Origin of the sequence: uncultured Clostridium sp. (assembly GCF_910588715.1) — a bacterium.
Taxonomy (GTDB): Bacteria; Bacillota; Clostridia; order Clostridiales; family Clostridiaceae; genus Clostridium.
The window spans coordinates 216,229-234,795 of the sequence record NZ_CAJURG010000003.1 but is presented as its reverse complement, the minus strand read 5'-3'; the positions used below and the strand labels follow the sequence as shown (position 1 = coordinate 234,795).

Here is an 18,567-nt window from a genome sequence, read left to right as displayed (position 1 = left end):
TTATAAGAAAAAATTAGGGGGATAATAAAGTGAATTTTGATTTTAGTTTTGTACCACAATATATACCTTATTATTTAGAAGGTGTTAAGTATACGTTATTAATTTCTTTAATTACGGTACTTTTTGGAGCATTATTTGGTTCCTTATTGTTTTTTATGAAAAGTTCAAATTTTCATATTTGGAAGGTGAAGCCTTTAAAAATAATTGCTGTAATTTATATTGAAATTATTAGAGGAACACCAATGTTATTACAAATATTAATTATGTATGCTGGTTCTAAAATGTTTTTTGGGATAGATTTAAGTCCATTTACATCAGCTGTAATAGCAATTGCGTTAAACTCAGCAGCATATGTATCTGAAATAGTAAGAGCAGGTATAGAAGCAGTTGATAAGGGACAAATGGAAGCTGCAAGAAGTTTGGGAATGAAAAAGGGTACAGCAATGAGATTAATTGTAATACCACAAGCGATTAAAAATATATTACCTGCAATAGGTAATGAATTTGTGGCTATAATTAAAGAGTCATCAATGGCTTCAATAATTGGTGTTAATGAATTGATGTTTGCATCAAAGGTTGTAGTAGGTTCGACTTATAGAGGATTAGAGCCTTATATAGTGGCTGCAGGATTTTATTTTATTATTACATTTACATTAGGTAGAATTATATCTCTTATAGAAAGGAGAATGAAAAAAAGTGATTCGCGTTAGTAATCTTCATAAAAGCTTTGGAAAAAATAATGTTTTAAAAGGAATAGACGAGCATATAGAAAAAGGTGAGGTTGTAGTTGTTATAGGGCCATCGGGTTCTGGTAAGAGTACTTTTTTAAGATGTTTAAATTTATTAGAAAGTCCTACATCAGGCAAAATAGTATTTGAAGGTAATGATATTACTGACAAGGGAACAGATATAAATAAAATTAGAGAAAAGATGGGAATGGTTTTTCAGCAGTTTAATCTTTTTCCACATAAAACTGTATTACAAAACTTAACAATAGCTCCTATTAAAGTTAAGGGGCTTAGCAAGCAAGAAGCAGAAAAAAAGGCAATGGAACTTTTAAATAGGGTTGGTTTAGCTGATAAAGCCGAGGCATATCCTTCATCACTTTCAGGTGGTCAAAAACAAAGAATTGCAATAGCAAGGGCATTAGCTATGGAACCAGATGTTATGTTATTTGATGAACCAACTTCTGCATTAGACCCAGAAATGGTTGGAGAAGTTTTAAGTGTTATGAATGATCTTGCAAAGGAAGGAATGACGATGGTAGTTGTTACTCATGAAATGGGCTTTGCAAGAGAAGTTGGAGATAGAATTTTATTTATGGATAATGGAGGTATTGTGGAAGAAGGAAGTCCTGAAGAAATATTTACAAATCCTAAAAATCCAAGAACAATAGATTTCTTATCAAAGGTTTTATAGAATTTATAGTATTTTTTATTTATTTAAGATTAACAAAGTCATATAGAAATAGTTTAATATTATTTTATAATGAAAACTTTATAAAATGATAAGGAGATGTATCATATTAAATTTAATAGTGAATACATCTCTTTTTTATTATTTTCATTTAATATATTAAATAAATGGTGGAGTAATTTATTTAATGTATTTTTTATATATAAAATCTGCGAAAAGTGAATTTGACCAAGCAAACCATTCTCTAGTAAATTCGGTAGAATCATTACAGTAGAATCCTTCGTGCATGTATCCTGTGTTTCCGTCAGAGTTTACTAACGTGTTAATCAAAGAGTTTATTTCAGATTCATTTTTAGTAGTTAATCCTTGCATAGATAGGGAAATATGCCAAATATACTCTGGTGGAGTATGTGGGCTTCCTATCCCTTTTGCTACAGAGCCTTCATAATAATAAGGATTATTTTTGCTTAAAATAAACTTTCTTGTATTTTGATATATTTTATCATCAATGTCCTTATATCCGATATAAGGAATAGATAAAAGGCTTGGAACGTTTGCATCATCCATAAGGTTAAAATTACCTAATCCATCAACTTCATAAGCATATACATCACCAAACTCTTCTGTGTGTATAATACCAAATTTATTAATTCCTTCTTCAATTTGATACTTTAACTCATCAGCAATATTTTTTAATTTAATATCATTAAATATAGTTTCAGATATTTCTGAAATATATCCAAGAACAACAGCTGCAAACATATTTGATGGAATTAAATAATTATATTTACAAGCATCATCACTAGGTCTAAAACCTGACCAAGTCATTCCAGTATAAGATACCAAATCTCCTAATCCTTTGTTGGAAAGTGTATCTGTGGGTGAACAGTTTAATCTTTGAAATGAATAATCAGAGTTTTCAAAGTGATTTTGTTCAATTTTCCAAGTTTCTATTATTTTATAAAACATATTTTTAATTTCATCATTAAAGAAAGATGAATCATTGGATTTTTTCCAGTATTTATAAATAAGTCTTACTGGAAAACAAAGTGAATCAATTTCGTACTTTCTTTCCCATACCCATGGACTATCTTTTGTTATGTCATTGTCCCACTTTTGACCATTTGCAGTTTTATTAAAGGCGTTAGCATATGGTTCATGTAAAATACAAAATACTTGTCTATTAATAAGTCCTATAAAAAGTTTTTTTAAATCTTCATGTTCATTAATAAATAGTAAGTAATGCTCTATTTGAGATGTGGAATCTCTAAGCCACATAGCTGGAATATCTCCAGTAATTATAAATGTATCTATATTTTCTTCATTATATTCAACAGTTGTTTCCATTGTATTAATAAAGCAATTATAAAATATTTTCTTTAATTTAATATTATCAATTTTATTTGATAAATCAGCACCTATTTTACGAATAAGATCTTTTATTTCTGAAGTCTTACTAGTTTCTTTTATTGTATTCATAACATTAACCATATTTTTCCTCCAAGTGAAGCTTTCTCAATAATTTTAGTTAAAATATATATACTACTGCCTTAAACATAGATATATAATAATAAGAATGTATTTATATGGGGTATAAGATTAAGGGCTTAAAGCAGTAGCAGGTATATTTGATAATAATAATTTTATATCTAGATATAATTATTTTAAATAGTGTTATGGTATATTTCTTTAAAAAAACAAGTATATTAATAATTTATCCATTAAAAATGGATATAAAATTTAAGAATTAATTACTACGTGAAGCCTTATTTTCAAGTTCGGATAATAAGAATTTATTACAATAACTAATTAAAAACGCAAGTATGCTTCCTATAAATAAAAATGTTGTTCCAGGTGATATTTCAAATAAAATTAAAGTGAAAATTATTGAAAGTATATTAGCAATTGATATTATTGGCCTAGTAAAAGTTAATATAATAGAATTCTTAATAATATCTTTAGTATTCATTGAAAATCTACTTATAAGTACATAAATATAAGGGCTTATAAATAATATCATTAATGATATTAATAAAAATATTCCTGATAATATTACACTGTATTTTGAGAAAAATTTTATATTTACATTTAAAATAAATATTATCAGTAATTCTAAGCTCCACACAAAAAAAGCTTGTCTAAAATTTAATTTAAGGCTAAGCTTAATATCAGACACAAGGTCTAAATCTTTATTTTTAATTAATTTTCCCATGCAGTAAATAAGCATTGTAATTGATGGACCAAATGGAATTAGTGTTATTAAAAATAATGGTAAGCAGGTTTCAATATTACTTATACCTATTAAAAATATAAATGAGAGTAAAGGAATATTGAAAAATAAGAATACTAAATTAAGCACAAAAAAATAAAATACATAGTTAAAAAAATTAAGTATTTTTTGGATATTAAAAATATTATTCATAAAGTCTCCTCCTTTTATCAATTTTATAGTAAAATTAAGTATAAATAAAAACGTTTACTTTGTCAATTAATGAATTAATGATAAAATATATGAAGTATTGATAAATTATGGAGGAAAAAATGTGAAGAGGCATAACGAAGTATATAAAAGATTATTTATAATTTATATAGTTATATTAGTGACTTGTGTTTTAGCTCTAGATGTTTATTTTATATACTGTTCTAAAGAAAATATCAAAGAACAAAAACTATATTTAAATAAAAAGATGATTGAAGATATTGAATTAGAATTAATAAAAAATAATAATTCCGTAGATAGAATAGTAAACGGAATTTATGATCAAAGCTTTATTGCAACTGATCTTGTAAATTTATTAAATAATGATTCAACAACCTACTTAAAAATGAAATTGGATTATTTATCGCAATCGGATTTAGAATTTTATAATGGAATTCAAAGATATGTTATACAAGCTTTTGATACCTATAGGCAAATTGTAAGTATTAAATTTGTATCTTATTCAAGAAAGGAATTAATTAATATTAATACAAGTGGATCAATAAGAAGATGGGAATTAGATAGAAGCATTGTAGAAAAAATGCAAAATCAAAAGATTATATCTAAAGATGATAAAATTTCTTATATAAAAGAAATTAGTAATCCTATAGATTTAAAAAAGGAAGGGTTAATTTTAATAACTTATGATAATAAAATAATTAGGGAAATAGTTAAATCTTATGGAGATAATGCTGTTATAATAGATCAATATGGAAAGGTTATATTTGATTCTGATGATGATTATGATAAGGAAAGATTACTTAACTATATTGGCAAATTATCAATAAGAGATAAAATAAGCTTGGATGGAAATGTTTACTATACTAACGTGCTTATAGACAAGCTTGGTAATATAATTTTAGGTAGAATTAATGGCTACGAAGCTACACGATTATCATTAAGCTATTATGTTATGTTGATATTTATAGATATTTTAGTTTTATTAATCTCAATTTCTATAATTTATTTTAAACTAAAAAATTTAAGTGAGAGAATGAATAATATAATAACTAGTATGGATGAAGTAAAAGCAGGGAATCTTGATATAAGAATTAATATTACTGATGATAAAGATGAGCTTAATTATATTGCTACTCAATTTAATAATATGTGTAGAGATTTAAAAAAGTATATAGAAATTAGCTATTTGGCTGAAATGAATAAAAGGGAAGCTGAACTCAGCAAAAAAAATGCTGAAATGTTATCATTACAAAGCAAAATAAATCCTCATTTTTTATATAATACCTTAGAGTCTATAAGAATGAAGGCTATATCAAACGGAAATAGAGAAGTTGGAAGAATGTTATTTCTTTTAGGAAATTTATTTAGAAATCAGTTAAAGGAAGATGATGTAATAACAATTGGAAAGGAAATTATATATTGTAAGGAGTATTTAGAATTATTTAAGTTTAGATATGACGATAAATTTAATTATTATATAGATTGTGAAGAAGAGTTATTAAATAAAGAAATAATAAAATTTATATTACAACCATTAGTTGAAAATTATACTGTTCATGGAATAAGGAGGGAAGATTATGATAATGAACTTTATATACATATTTTTAAATATGATAATAATATAAAGATTGTTATTGAAGATAATGGTATTGGAATAGATAAAAATAGAATTATTGAAATAAATAAAAGAATAAGAGAAAAGGATTTCTCAGGGAAATCTATAGGAATAGCTAACACACATGAAAGAATAATGCTTCTTTATGGTGAAGGTTATGGAATAAGAGTGGATGAAGAATTTGAAAGTGGTACAAGAATTATTTTAGATATACCAATGAGAGGAGAATAAAAAATGTATAAATTAATGTTAGTTGATGATGAAAAATTAATTTTAGATGGATTAAAATATATTTTAGATTGGAACAGTATGGGTGTAAAGATTGTTCATGAAGCTAAAAATGGAAAAGAAGCTTTAGATAAATTTAAAGAAGAACCTGTAGATATTATAATAACAGATATTAATATGCCTATTATATCTGGTCTTGATTTAATAAGTGAAATAAAAAAAATAAATAATACAGTTAGATTTATAGTTTTAAGTGGATATGATGAATTTTCATATGCACAAAAAGCAATAGGTTTAGGTGTTGATAATTATATTTTAAAGCCGATAGATGATATAGAATTAGAAAAAACAATTAAAGGTATTTGTAAAAATAAGATGGAGCTAGAAAAGAGTAATAATTTAGAGGAACAATTAAACAAACTATTGATTAATGGAAGTTCAAATGATGAAAAGTATAAAAAATTAAGTTTCGAAGAAGAAATAGACAAGCTACATAAATTAATTATGGAAAAGGATAGATTAAAAATTATAGAATATCTAGAAATATTATTTGATAAAAATGAATTATCTACTAAAAATATATTTGATTTATCAGTTAAAATATTTTTATTAATGGATAAAATATCATATGAATTTAAAATTAATAATGTTGTTGAGGATAGTTTAATTAGTAATATAATAAAATTATTTAATGAAAAATCTAGAGAAAATATAAAGTATTTTATAATTTTAGAAGTAGATAATTTATTGAAAATTATGAATGCTAATACGGAAAAGTTTAGCCCTGTTATTCAACAGATAGTAAGAAAAGTTAAAGAGTATTATTATAAGGATTTAAGTCTTAAGGTATTAGCTAAAGATTTTAATATAAATAGTTCATATTTAGGTCAATTATTCACTAAAGAAGTTGGAATGTCATTTTCTGATTATTTAAATAAAGAGAAGAATAGTAAGGCAAAAGAATTAATATTAAATACAAATATGAAAATTAATGATATAGCAAAGCAAGTTGGATATGCAGATACTAGTTATTTTTATAGAAAATTTAAAAAATACTATGGGGTAAGTCCAGCGATGCTTAGAGAGTTGAAAAATTATTAATAAAAAAATCATCTCAATAGTTTAGTAGTGAAATACTATTCTAATGAGATGATTTTTTATTAATTAGATTTATATAAATAAGTATTTTAATGTTTTTTGTTAATAAGTGTATAAACTTTAATTAGTACAATAAATCTGTATATTTTCAACTATTAATAGAAATTTAGCCATGATATATTTTTATTATAGTAAAACGTTTACTAGGGAAGGGGAGTTGAAAATGAATGAAACGTTAGAAATTAAAAAATCTAGAAGGTCTAATATAAAGAAGAGCCAAAATATAAACACGGGTGTCACTTTAAAGAAAAAGACATTCTTTTCTACTTTAAAGGCAAATAAAGAGTTGTTATTCTTAACAGTTCCAGGTGCAATATGGTTTTTAATATTTGCATATTTACCGATGTTTGGAGTTACAATTGCGTTTAAGGATTGGAGAATACATGGTAGCTTCTTTGAAAGTTGGTTAAAGAGTGATTGGGTATGGTTAGATAACTTTAAGTTTTTATTTAAAAGTAGCGATGCTTGGTTAATTACGAGAAATACGGTTTTATATAATCTTGTATTTATTATATTAGGTATAGTATTACCAGTAACATTAGCAATATTACTTAAAGAAATATTTAATAAGAAACTTTCAAAATTCTATCAAACATCAATGTTTTTACCTTACTTTTTATCATGGGTTGTAGTTAGTTATTGTTTATATGCTTTCTTAAGTCCAGAAAAAGGTTATTTAAATACAATTTTTGCATCAATGGGAATGGACAAAGTATCCTGGTACACAGAATCAATTTACTGGCCTTTTATAATAATAATTATGAGTCAATGGAAAGGTGTGGGATATGGTACAGTTGTTTATCTTGCATCAATATGTGGTATAGATAAAACATATTATGAAGCTGCATTAATTGATGGTGCAAGCAAATGGCAACAAATTAAAAACATTACAATTCCTTTATTAAAACCAATAATAATAATTATGTTCATAACATCTATTGGAGGAATGTTTAGATCTGACTTTGGATTATTCTATCAATTACCTAAAAATTCAGGTGCATTATATCCAGTAACAAACGTTATTGATACTTATGTTTATAGAGGACTTATGAATTTAGGTAATGTAGGTATGAGTTCAGCAGCAGCATTATATCAATCTTTTGTTGGAATGATTCTTATAATAACAACAAATGCAATAGTTAAGAAAGTAGATGAAGAAAGTGCATTCTTCTAAAAGAAAGGTTGTGAATTAAATGGAGCTTAATATTAAAGATAAAATTTTAAATAGAAGTAAGGAAAATCTTAATGATACTGAAGAAAGATTTAATAGAGTAAGTAAAAAAACAAATTTTGCTTTAAATATAGTATTTGCACTATTAGCAGCAGCATGTATTATACCATTTTTATTTGTTGTGATTATTTCACTTACTAGTGAAGCATCATTAACAGCTAATGGATATAGGTTTTGGCCAGAAGAGTGGAGCTTAGAAGCTTATAAATATATTTTTTCTTCAGGCAGTCAAATAATTAGAGCTTATGGAATAACTATTATAGTAACTGTAGTAGGAACACTTTTAGGTTTAACTATTATGACAATGTATGCTTATGCATTATCAAGAAAGAATTTTGCGTATAGAAAATTCTTTACTAAATTAATATTTATCCCAATGTTATTTTCAGGTGGTATGGTTGCATCATATTTAGTAATGGTTAATTTCTTACAATTAAAGAATAATATATTAGCATTAATATTACCTTTATGTGTAAGTTCATTTAATATTATAATTTTAAGAACATTCTTTAAAACAACTATCCCTGATGCTGTTGTAGAGTCAGCCAAAATAGATGGTGCAAGTGAATGGTTACTATTTAGAAAAATTATATTACCAATGTCATTACCTGGTATTGCAACAGTTGGATTATTTTTAACACTTGGATATTGGAATGATTGGTTTAATGCAATGTTATATATAGATAGCAATAATTTAATACCAGTTCAATATTTACTTATAAAACTTGAAACATCAATGGAGTTTTTAAGTAATAATGCTACTAGTATGGGAGCAAATGCGATAGAAGTTGCTTCAAAGATGCCTAAAGAAACTGCAAAGATGGCTATTGTTGTAATAACAACATTACCAATAATATTTGCATATCCATTCTTCCAAAGATATTTTGTAAGTGGATTAACAATTGGATCTGTTAAAGAGTAATTAATTTAAGATAATTTTTAGAAATATAGAAGTTTAATAAACAATAAAGAATAAGCTAGATAAGTTTAGGAGGAATATATTATGTATTACTTATTAGAAAGAATTGATAAAATTTGTGGAGAGATATCAAAGAATATTTATAGAGATAGCATATCAATAGATAATTATAAATATATAGATGGGAATTATCATAATATTGACTTAATAAAAGAAGCTCCAGAAGAGGGATGGAGAGAATTTAAAACTGGAGACTTATGGGGTGGAAGAGATGCTCATGGTTGGTTTAAGTGTACAGTAGAAGTACCAGAACGTTTTGCAGGACAAACTATAGCATTAAATTTCAAAACTTTTGATGAAGGTTGGGATGCAACAAATCCACAATTTATACTTTATGTAAATGGAGAACAAATTCAAGGTGTAGATATTAACCATAGAGAAATAATATTAACTCATAATGCTGTTGCTGGAGAAAAGTATGAAATAGATTTACACGCATATGCAGGTATGTTAGCAGATAAATTAGCTACTTTAAGCGGAAATTTAGTAGTTATTGATATGGCATCAAGAGAACTTTATTGGAATTTAAAGGTACCAGTAGATGTTTGTAAAGAACTTGAAAAAGAAGATAAAAATAGAGTTGACATGATAACTGTATTGAATGAAGCAATTAATTTAGTTGATTTAAGAAGACCTAAGAGTGAGATGTATGATGAAAGTGTTAAAAAAGCAAATAGGTTTTTAGATGATAAATTCTATGGAGAATTATGTGGACATGAAGATGTTATAGCAACATGTGTTGGACATACTCATATAGACGTTGCTTGGTTATGGACAGTTGCACAAACTAGAGAAAAGGTTGCTAGAAGTTTCTCAACTGTATTAAAACTTATGGAAGAGTATCCAGAGTATATATTTATGTCTTCACAACCTCAATTATATAAGATGTTAAAAGAAGATCATCCAAAGATTTATGAAAAGGTTAAAGAGAAGGTTAAAGAAGGTGTATGGGAACCAGAAGGAGCTATGTGGCTTGAGTCAGATTGCAATGTAACTTCAGGAGAATCATTAGTAAGACAAATATTACATGGTAAGAAATTTTTTAAAGATGAATTTAATGTAGATAGTAAAGTTTTATGGTTACCAGATGTATTTGGGTATTCAGCAGCATTACCACAAATATTAAAGAAATCAGATGTTGACTATTTCATGACAACTAAAATTGCATGGAATCAATTTAATAAAATTCCTCATGATACATTTATGTGGAAAGGCATTGATGGTACAGAAGTATTAACTCACTTTATAACTACAACTGGACCAGGACAAGAAAGAGAATCTCATTTTACTACTTACAATGGACATATTCAACCAGATGCAGTAATGGGAGCATGGAGAAGATACCAAGATAAGAACTTAAACAATGATGTATTAATTTCCTTTGGATGGGGAGATGGTGGTGGTGGTGCTACTGTAGAAATGCTTGAAAATGCAAGAAGACTTTCAAAGGGTATACCAGGAGCACCAAAGGTTAAGATGGGAACATCTTTAGATTACTTTAAGAGATTAGAAGAAAAGGTTAAGAATAATAATAAATTATCTAAGTGGGATGGAGAACTATATCTTGAATACCATAGAGGTACTTATACTTCAATGGCTAGAAATAAGAGAGATAATAGAAAATGTGAAAATATGTACACAGCTGCTGAAAAGTTAAACTCTTTAGCAATGTTAGAAGGAAAATCTTACCCACAAGAAAATATTAACGATTCATGGGAAACAGTATTATTAAATCAATTCCATGATATTATTCCAGGTTCATCAATTAAAGAAGTTTATGATGTAACAGAAGTTGAATATAAGGAATTATTAGAAAATGCAGATTCAATGATTAATGAGACAAAAGGATTTATAGCTTCAAAGATTAATTTAAATAACAGAAGTGTAATTGTAAATAATACTTTAGGGTTTGAAAGAAGTGATATTGCTACTTTTGAAATACCATCAGATATAACTAATGTTGCTGTAGTTGATGAAGAAGGAAATAAATTAGTTTGTCAAAAGATTGAGGGAAATAAAGCTATATTCTTTGCTAGAGAAGTTCCTGCAAATGGATATAAGTCTTATCAAATAATTGAAGATAAGAATACTAATAGTGATTTAGTTAAATTAACTACTAAAGAAGCTGAAAATAAATTTGTTAAGATTAAATTTGATGAAAAGGGACAAATTATTTCATTTATTCATAAAGATCAAAATAGAGAGTTATTAAAGTCTGGGGCTATAGGAAATGAAATTCAAGCCTTTGAAGATAAACCAATGTGTTTTGATAACTGGGATATAGATATTTATTATAAAGAAAAGATGTGGAAGATTGATAATGTTCAAAGCATTGAAGTTGTTGAGCAAGGACCTGTAAGAAGTACTTTAAGAATAGAAAGAAAGTTCTTAGAATCAACAATAGTTCAAAATATTCATGTTTATAATGATATAGAAAGAGTAGACTTTGAAACAGTTATAGATTGGAAGGAAAAAGATGTTCTCGTAAAGACTGCATTTCCTATTGAGGTAAATACTAATAAGGCAACTTATGAAATTCAATATGGTAATGTTACAAGACCAACCCATAATAATACATCTTGGGAAGTTGCTGCATTTGAGGTGTGTGGACATAAGTGGGCTGACCTTTCAGAAGGGGATTTTGGTGTATCATTATTAAACAATTGCAAATATGGACATGATATTAAAGATGGAAATATGAGATTAACATTACTAAAATCTAGCTGTGATCCAAATCCTGATGCAGATAAAGAAGTTCATTATTTAACTTACTCAATATATAGCCATAATGGAGATTGGAAAGAAGGACAAACTTCACAAAAAGCCTATGAGTTAAATACTCCATTTATTACAACAGTTGAGGAGGCTCATAAAGGAGAATTACCAAGCAAATTAAGTTTAGCAAAGGTTGACAGAGATAATGTTATGATAGAAGTAATTAAAAAGGCTGAAGATTCAGATGATTTAATTATAAGAATGTATGAATTCCACAATAAGAGAAGTAATGTTACATTAGAATTCTTTAAGGATATAAAGGAAATAAAAGAATGTAATCTTTTAGAAAGAGATTTAGAGGAGTTATCTCCAGTTGGAAATAAGGTTAGTTTTATTATTAAGCCTTATGAAATCAAAACATTTAAGTTTAAATTAAGATAAGGATAAAGCAATTTAAGGAATAGCTCAAAAGGATTAATTATCATAAAATATAATTATTAAAATTTGGGTTATTCCTTAAATAATTTTAATTATTAAGTTATTATAAAAAATTTAAAATCTAGTTAATAACATAATTTTATTAGAGATTATTTAAGAAGAGGGGGATATAAATGATAAGAAGAAAAAAATACTTAAATAAACGTATAGTTATATTACCAACAGCAGTAGCCTTTACTTTGGCAGTAATGTTTACTGGATGTGGTGAAGCTAATACAGAAAATAGTAAAGCAGTTTATAAAATAACAGAAGAAGGAATTAATTTTAAGATGCAGAATACACCAATATCATCTTATTGGTTGCCAGAAGATTTATTAGGATGGAATGTTTCAGAAGATAAGGATGCTCCTTATAATGTAAGTACTATAGAATTACAAAAAAGAGTAGATAAAGAAAAATTACAAACAGTAAATGAAACTCAAAACAAAGATACAAAAGTAGTTGCATTATCAATTATGAATGCAAATACTAGTGGTAATCCTACACAGGGATCAAACACTTTTAACTCGAATACGTTTTCGTACTGGCAATATATAGACACTCTTGTATATTGGGGGGGATCTGCTGGTGAGGGAATAATTGTTCCTCCAAGTGCAGATGTTACAGATTCAGCTCATAAAAATGGAGTAGAAGTACTTGGAACAATATTTTTCCCACCAACAGAATTTGCAGGTAGATTAGATTGGTTAGATACATTCTTTACAAAAGATTCAAATGGAAACTTTGTTATGGTAGATAAGCTTATTGAAGTTGCTAAAGCATATAAATTTGAAGGATGGTTTATAAATCAAGAAACTCAAGGTACCGAAGAAAATCCATTAACAGCAGAATATGTACCTCTTATGCAAGAGTTTATAAAACAATATAAAGAAAAAGCAGGAGATTCTCAACAATTAATGTGGTATGATTCTATGACAAAAGATGGAGAAATAGATTGGCAAAACACACTTAATGATAAAAATGATATATTCTTGATTGATGGAGAAGGAAATAAAGTTGCAGATAGTATGTTTTTAAATTTCTGGTGGACAGAAGATAAATATGCTCAAGATGAATTGTTAAAGAAGGCTGAAGAACATGCAAATCAAATGGGATTTGACTCTAAGGAAATTTATGCAGGAATAGATGTACAAGCTAATGGTACAGCTACACCAATTAAATGGGATTTGTTTGAAAAATCTGAAAATGAAACACATACTTCATTAGGGTTATATTGTCCTAGTTGGACATATTTTTCTTCTGATACAGTAGATTCATTCCAAGAAAAAGAGGCTAAGTTATGGGTAAATGAGTTTAATAATCCATCTAAAGCTACTGAAGCAACCGGAACTACATGGAGAGGAATATCAACATATGTAGTTGAAAAATCAGCAGTTACATCATTACCATTTAAAACAAACTTTAGTATGGGGAATGGTTATAATTTCTTTATTGATGGTGAAAAAGTATCAGCTTTAGATTGGAATAATAGAAGTTTGGCTGATGTTATGCCAACTTACAGATGGATAATTGAAAATGAGGGAGAAAATCAATTAACGCCAAGTTTAGATTATTCAACTGCATATTATGGAGGAAATTCAATAAAGTTATTAGGAAAATTAGAAGCTAATAAACCATCTACAATTAAATTATTTAGTGCAGATTTAAAACTTGAAAAAGGTGTAGAATTTACAACAATGGCAAAGGCGGATTCAGAAATAAAATTAGACTTAGTATTAGAATTTGATGATGGAACTGTGGAAACAATATCGGGGGATAAATCTCTGGAAAATGAATGGACAAAAATAACTTATGATGTTGAAAAGTTTATGGGTAAATCAATAAGAACAATTTCTTATAAAATGATATCAAATGAAACTTTAAATAATGTTGCAATTAATTTAGGAAATCTATCTATAGATGATGGAAAGATTGATAAAGCTGTAGATGTTTCTAATTTAAATGTTGAAAGTACTAGTTTTGAAGAGGATAGTACTTTGGCAGGAATAAGACTTACTTGGGATTCTACTGAGGGTGAAGGTGAACATCATTATGAAATATATAAGGTAAATAGTGATAAGAGTAAATCTTATTTAGGATCAACTTATAATACTAGATATTTTATAAACTCTTTAGAAAGAGAAACGGATGAAATGGAAAGCACTTTTGAAGTTGTTTCAGTTAATAATGATAATGTAAGAGGAAAATCAGCAAATGTTAAGGTTGAGTGGCCAGATAACACATTACCAAAGGCTAATTTTAGAGCAAAAAGTACTGTTATAGCACCAGGTGAATCAGTTACATTTGAAAATTTAAGTAATTTAGTATCTGATAATTATGAGTGGAAATTTGAAGGAGCAGATGTAGAAACAAGTACAGAACAAAATCCTACTGTAACTTATTCAAATGAAGGAACTTATGATGTAGTATTAAAAGCTAAAAATAAAAAGGGTGATGACGAAATAGTTATAAATGATTTAATAACTGTTACAAGTTCAGCAAAATCAGGATTAACTAATTTCTCAGTAAATAAAGCAGTAGAAGCATCAAGCTTTGTAAATGATGCAGAAGCACCTAAATATGCTCTAGATGGAGATTCATCTACTAAATGGTGTGCTGTAGGGCCTGATAAACATAATATTACTATTGATTTAGGTGAAGTTAAACAAATAAATGAGGTTCGTATTCAACATGCTGAAATAGGTGGAGAAAATCCAGATATGAATACAGAAGAATATATGATAGAGGTAAGTGAAGATGGTCAAAACTTTACTACTGTATCTTTAAGAGAGGGTAATGCTTTAGGAGAGACTGTTGATTCATTTAAGCAAGTAAATGCTAGATATGTAAAATTAACAGTACTGAAGGCAACTCAAGGGTCAGACTCAGCTGCTAGAATTTATGGCATAGATGTATTTGGACTAGAATAAGAAAATTTTATAAGTTTTAAGATGTTACTAGTTAATTATTTAAATGATTAACTAGTAATTTTTTTTAAAATTTTCTAAAAAATAACGTAAAAGTTTACAAATATGAAATTTTTATATTAAATATAAAATATGTACACTATAAACTATGACAAAATTAATATAAAATAGATTATGTAAACGATATAAATAAAGGGGAGAGGAAATTATGAAAATTAAGAAGCTTATTACTTTAGCAACAACTGCAATTATAGGTGCATCAATATTTACTGGATGTTCTAATACAGCAACAAATAAAAATAGCGATGTAGTAACCTTGAAATGGTATACAATAGGTGCTGAGCCTAAAGATTTACAACTTGTTGAGGACGAAGCTAATAAATACCTAGAAGGAAAAATAGGTGTAAATATAGATATGAATTTTATTGACTATGGTGAATATAGTCAAAAATTAGGTGTAATAATTAATTCAGGAGAAGCTTATGATTTAGCATTTACTTGTTCTTGGGCAGGAGATTATTTAGGAAATGCAAGAAAAGGTGCATTTTTAGATTTAACACCATATCTTGATACTACAGGTAGTGAAATGAAATCTGCAATAGATCAAAGATTTTGGGATGGTGCAAAAGTTGACGGAAGTATTTATGCTGTACCAAACCAAAAAGAAATTAGTACAGCACCAATGTGGGTGTTCACTAAGGAGTATGTAGATAAGTATAATATTCCATATACTGAAATACACTCATTAGAGGATTTAGAACCATGGTTAAAGCTTATAAAAGAAAATGAACCAGATGTAACACCATTATATATAACAAAGGGATTTTCAGCTCCACAATACTTTGAACAACTAGTAGAACCAATAGGAATTGAATACGAAGATAGTAGTCTTACAGTAAAAAATATGTTTGAAACAGATAAAATGAAGTCTACGTTAGAAACATTAAGAAAATATTATGAAGCTGGATATATAAATGCTGACTCTGCAACAGCTCAAGATGATAAAGCAGTTAAAAGATTTGTTACAAAAGGTGATGGACAACCTTATGCAGAAATTTTATGGTCAAAGGATTTAAAATATGATGTAGTAGCAAGCCAAATAACAGATTCTTATATTACAAATGCTTCAACAACAGGATCTATGATTGCAGTATCTAAAAATAGTAAAAACCCAGATAAGGCAGTTGAATTCTTAAATCTTTTAAATACTGATGAAACTATAAGAAACCTTTTAAACTATGGTATAGAAGGAACTCACTATGAAAGTGTTAATGACACACAAATTAAGTTAACAGATAAAGCTCAAGATTATTCTGTTGGTTATTATACTTTAGGAAATTTATTTATAACTAAGGTTTTAGACAATGAGCCAGTAACTAAATGGGATGAGTTTAGAGTATTTAATGATTCAGCTAAAAATTCTTTAGCACTTGGATTTAAGTTTGATACTTCAAAGGTAACAAATGAAATTGCAGCTATAAACAACGTAATTGAAGAATTTAAAGCTACTATATATAGTGGATCAGTTGATGTTGAAGAATACTTAAATAAATTAAATAAGAAATTAAAAGATCAAGGTATTGATAGAGTTATTGAAGAAATGCAAACTCAACTTAATTCATGGTTAGCTGAAAAATAATAATTAAAGGGGGAGAAATCCTCCTTTAATTATATTAGTAGTAAAGGAGAAAATAACATGAGCAAATTATTTATAGGTGTAGATTTAGGTGGAACAAAAATATACACAGCTTTATCAGATGAAAATGGAAATATAATAAAGGAAATTATAAAACCTACTGAAGCAAGCAAAGGATATGAACAAATTGTAGAAAAAATAAAAGAAAGTATAAGATATGTTAGTAGCGATATTGAGAATAATAAAATAATTTCAATAGGAATAGGTTCTCCAGGGCCATTAGATGTTAGTAATGGATTAATAGTAAATCCTCCTAATTTACCTTTTAATAATTTTAATATAGTAGATTGCTTGAAAGATGAATTTAAATTACCTGTATTTTTAGATAATGATGCAAATGCAGCAACATTAGCAGAGTATAAATTTGGAGCAGGAGTTGGAACTACTAATATGATTTTTATAACTGCTAGTACTGGAGTTGGAGCAGGAGCAGTTTTAAACAAAAATATTTATAGAGGAAGTACATCAAATGCTTTAGAACTTGGGCATACTACAGTTGATTATTCGGGAAATAAATGTGGGTGCGGAAATATGGGATGTGTAGAAGCTATGTCATCAGGAACTGCAATTAAAAATCAAGCAGAGGAGTTATTAAAGTTAGATGTTGAAACAAGTTTAAGAAAATATGATCTCGTTACTGCAAAAGAGGTATTTATTGAATCGAGTAATGGAGATAAGCTAGCAAGTGAAGTATTAAGAAAATCGTTAGGATATTTAGGAGTAGCAGTTTCAAATGCAGCAAATATATTTGATCCAGATATGATTGTTGTTGGTGGAGGAGTTAGTGATGGTGGACAAATAGTTTTTGATATAATTAATGAAGAAATGAAAACTAGATGTTTAAGTCCTATATTAAAGCATTGCATTGTTAAAAAAGCACAACTTGGTGGTAAAGCTGGAGTATTGGGAGCAGTAGCTTTAGCTATGATTGAAAGTAAAAATATATAAAAATAATTATAATAAAAAGGCAAGGTAAAAGAGAAGTAAAGGGGAGCAGCAGTCATGGAAGAATTTTATGAACAATATAATGGAAAAGACTATGGAAATTTTCAAAATATAATGAATTCTATAGAGTATGCGTCATTAATATTAGTAGCAGTTTATATATTAGGTTTTAGAACATTACTTATTGGGAGCTTTGTATTTTTAATTTATGTAGGAATAGTTTATTTTAATAGAAAAAAATTTGTTGCATATGAATATGAATTAACATTAGATAGTTTTGTTGTTTCAAAGGTAATGACTGAAAAGAGAAGAAAGAAGTTATTAGAATTTAATTTATCGGATGTTGAATGTGTAAGCAAAACACAAAGAAACGAAAAGAAATGTGAAATGATAAAAGCGTATATAAATGATAAGGAAAGTAATAATCAATATATATATGTAAAAACAGCAAGTGGATTAAAATGTTTGGTTTTAAATATGGATGAAAAACTAATATCTATGTGTTATAAGATAAAACCATCAATTTTTAAAGATTTAATATGTAAATAATTAAAGTTATAAAAGATTAAAATAACTATAAATATGTAAAATAAGTTATATTTTATTGGAATTTTTTAATTCAATAAGATATAGCTTTTTTATTATATAGAATTTATATTAAGGATTATTTTGATATATTCTAATTATTCTTTGTGTATTTTAAGTTATTACTGTATTTTATCGTAATAAAGGAATTATTA

At 27.1% G+C, this 18,567-nt stretch carries 13 protein-coding genes; 11 read left to right on the top strand and 2 right to left on the bottom strand.

Translation table 11 applies throughout. The features are described 5' to 3' along the window. The first annotated feature begins 29 nt into the window (after positions 1–29). Together QZ321_RS07505 and QZ321_RS07500 are read left to right on the top strand one after the other, a co-directional pair. Entirely contained in the window at positions 30–710 is a 681-nt protein-coding gene (locus QZ321_RS07505) for an amino acid ABC transporter permease (RefSeq protein ID WP_291739777.1), read from the top strand. After that, positions 697–1,419, top strand: coding sequence for an amino acid ABC transporter ATP-binding protein (locus QZ321_RS07500; RefSeq protein ID WP_291739775.1), 723 nt, complete (start codon positions 697–699; stop codon positions 1,417–1,419). The genes QZ321_RS07505 and QZ321_RS07500 overlap by 14 nt, the downstream gene beginning before the upstream one ends. Before the next feature lie 177 nt (positions 1,420–1,596). Here QZ321_RS07500 and QZ321_RS07495 read toward each other — a convergent pair whose 3' ends face one another. Then, the gene (locus QZ321_RS07495; RefSeq protein ID WP_366512920.1) at positions 1,597–2,895 is read right to left on the bottom strand and encodes a glycoside hydrolase family 125 protein; all 1,299 of its coding nucleotides are present in this window, start codon (positions 2,893–2,895) and stop codon (positions 1,597–1,599) included. 268 nt (positions 2,896–3,163) lie between these two features. Next, positions 3,164–3,838, bottom strand: coding sequence for a DUF624 domain-containing protein (locus QZ321_RS07490; RefSeq protein WP_291747251.1), 675 nt, complete (start codon positions 3,836–3,838; stop codon positions 3,164–3,166). 121 nt (positions 3,839–3,959) lie between these two features. Between QZ321_RS07490 and QZ321_RS07485 the strand changes: the two genes are divergently transcribed. The 9 genes from QZ321_RS07485 (at position 3,960) to QZ321_RS07445 (ending at position 18,376) form a co-directional block, all read left to right on the top strand. Continuing rightward, a complete protein-coding gene (locus QZ321_RS07485) occupies positions 3,960–5,702 on the top strand; it encodes a histidine kinase (RefSeq protein ID WP_291747248.1) in 1,743 nt (580 codons plus the stop codon). A gap of 3 nt (positions 5,703–5,705) precedes the next feature. Next, positions 5,706–6,800, top strand: coding sequence for a response regulator (locus QZ321_RS07480; protein WP_291747246.1), 1,095 nt, complete (start codon positions 5,706–5,708; stop codon positions 6,798–6,800). A 220-nt stretch (positions 6,801–7,020) separates the two neighbouring features. Next, positions 7,021–8,031 carry an ABC transporter permease subunit gene (locus QZ321_RS07475; RefSeq protein ID WP_291747244.1) on the top strand — a complete coding sequence of 337 codons (1,011 nt, stop codon included), beginning with the start codon at positions 7,021–7,023 and terminating at the stop codon, positions 8,029–8,031. Positions 8,032–8,050: 19 nt separating this feature from the next. After that, a complete protein-coding gene (locus QZ321_RS07470) occupies positions 8,051–9,010 on the top strand; it encodes a carbohydrate ABC transporter permease (RefSeq protein WP_291739765.1) in 960 nt (319 codons plus the stop codon). Between the two features lie 81 nt (positions 9,011–9,091). Then, positions 9,092–12,223 (top strand): alpha-mannosidase, encoded by a 3,132-nt coding sequence (locus QZ321_RS07465; protein ID WP_291747242.1) that lies wholly within the window; start codon positions 9,092–9,094, stop codon positions 12,221–12,223. A gap of 170 nt (positions 12,224–12,393) precedes the next feature. Then, positions 12,394–15,189 carry a discoidin domain-containing protein gene (locus QZ321_RS07460; protein ID WP_291747239.1) on the top strand — a complete coding sequence of 932 codons (2,796 nt, stop codon included), beginning with the start codon at positions 12,394–12,396 and terminating at the stop codon, positions 15,187–15,189. Between the two features lie 202 nt (positions 15,190–15,391). Further along, the gene (locus tag QZ321_RS07455) at positions 15,392–16,825 is read left to right on the top strand and encodes an ABC transporter substrate-binding protein (RefSeq protein ID WP_291739818.1); all 1,434 of its coding nucleotides are present in this window, start codon (positions 15,392–15,394) and stop codon (positions 16,823–16,825) included. A 57-nt stretch (positions 16,826–16,882) separates the two neighbouring features. Then, complete coding sequence (locus QZ321_RS07450; protein WP_291747237.1) at positions 16,883–17,830, top strand: ROK family protein; 948 nt, start codon at positions 16,883–16,885, stop codon at positions 17,828–17,830. A gap of 54 nt (positions 17,831–17,884) precedes the next feature. Further along, on the top strand, positions 17,885–18,376 hold the full coding sequence (locus QZ321_RS07445; protein WP_291739755.1) for a hypothetical protein: 492 nt from the start codon (positions 17,885–17,887) through the stop codon (positions 18,374–18,376). Positions 18,377–18,567 lie beyond the last annotated feature (191 nt).

Bases quoted from the DNA above. Each gene is read 5' to 3' on its own strand.
- QZ321_RS07460 (WP_291747239.1), top strand. From the start codon at position 12,394: ATGATAAGAAGAAAAAAATACTTAAATAAACGTATAGTTATATTACCA.
- QZ321_RS07450 (WP_291747237.1), top strand. From the start codon at position 16,883: ATGAGCAAATTATTTATAGGTGTAGATTTAGGTGGAACAAAAATATAC.
- QZ321_RS07495 (WP_366512920.1), bottom strand. From the start codon at position 2,895: ATGAATACAATAAAAGAAACTAGTAAGACTTCAGAAATAAAAGATCTT.
- QZ321_RS07465 (WP_291747242.1), top strand. From the start codon at position 9,092: ATGTATTACTTATTAGAAAGAATTGATAAAATTTGTGGAGAGATATCA.
- QZ321_RS07490 (WP_291747251.1), bottom strand. From the start codon at position 3,838: ATGAATAATATTTTTAATATCCAAAAAATACTTAATTTTTTTAACTAT.
- QZ321_RS07470 (WP_291739765.1), top strand. From the start codon at position 8,051: ATGGAGCTTAATATTAAAGATAAAATTTTAAATAGAAGTAAGGAAAAT.
- QZ321_RS07480 (WP_291747246.1), top strand. From the start codon at position 5,706: ATGTATAAATTAATGTTAGTTGATGATGAAAAATTAATTTTAGATGGA.
- QZ321_RS07475 (WP_291747244.1), top strand. From the start codon at position 7,021: ATGAATGAAACGTTAGAAATTAAAAAATCTAGAAGGTCTAATATAAAG.
- QZ321_RS07445 (WP_291739755.1), top strand. From the start codon at position 17,885: ATGGAAGAATTTTATGAACAATATAATGGAAAAGACTATGGAAATTTT.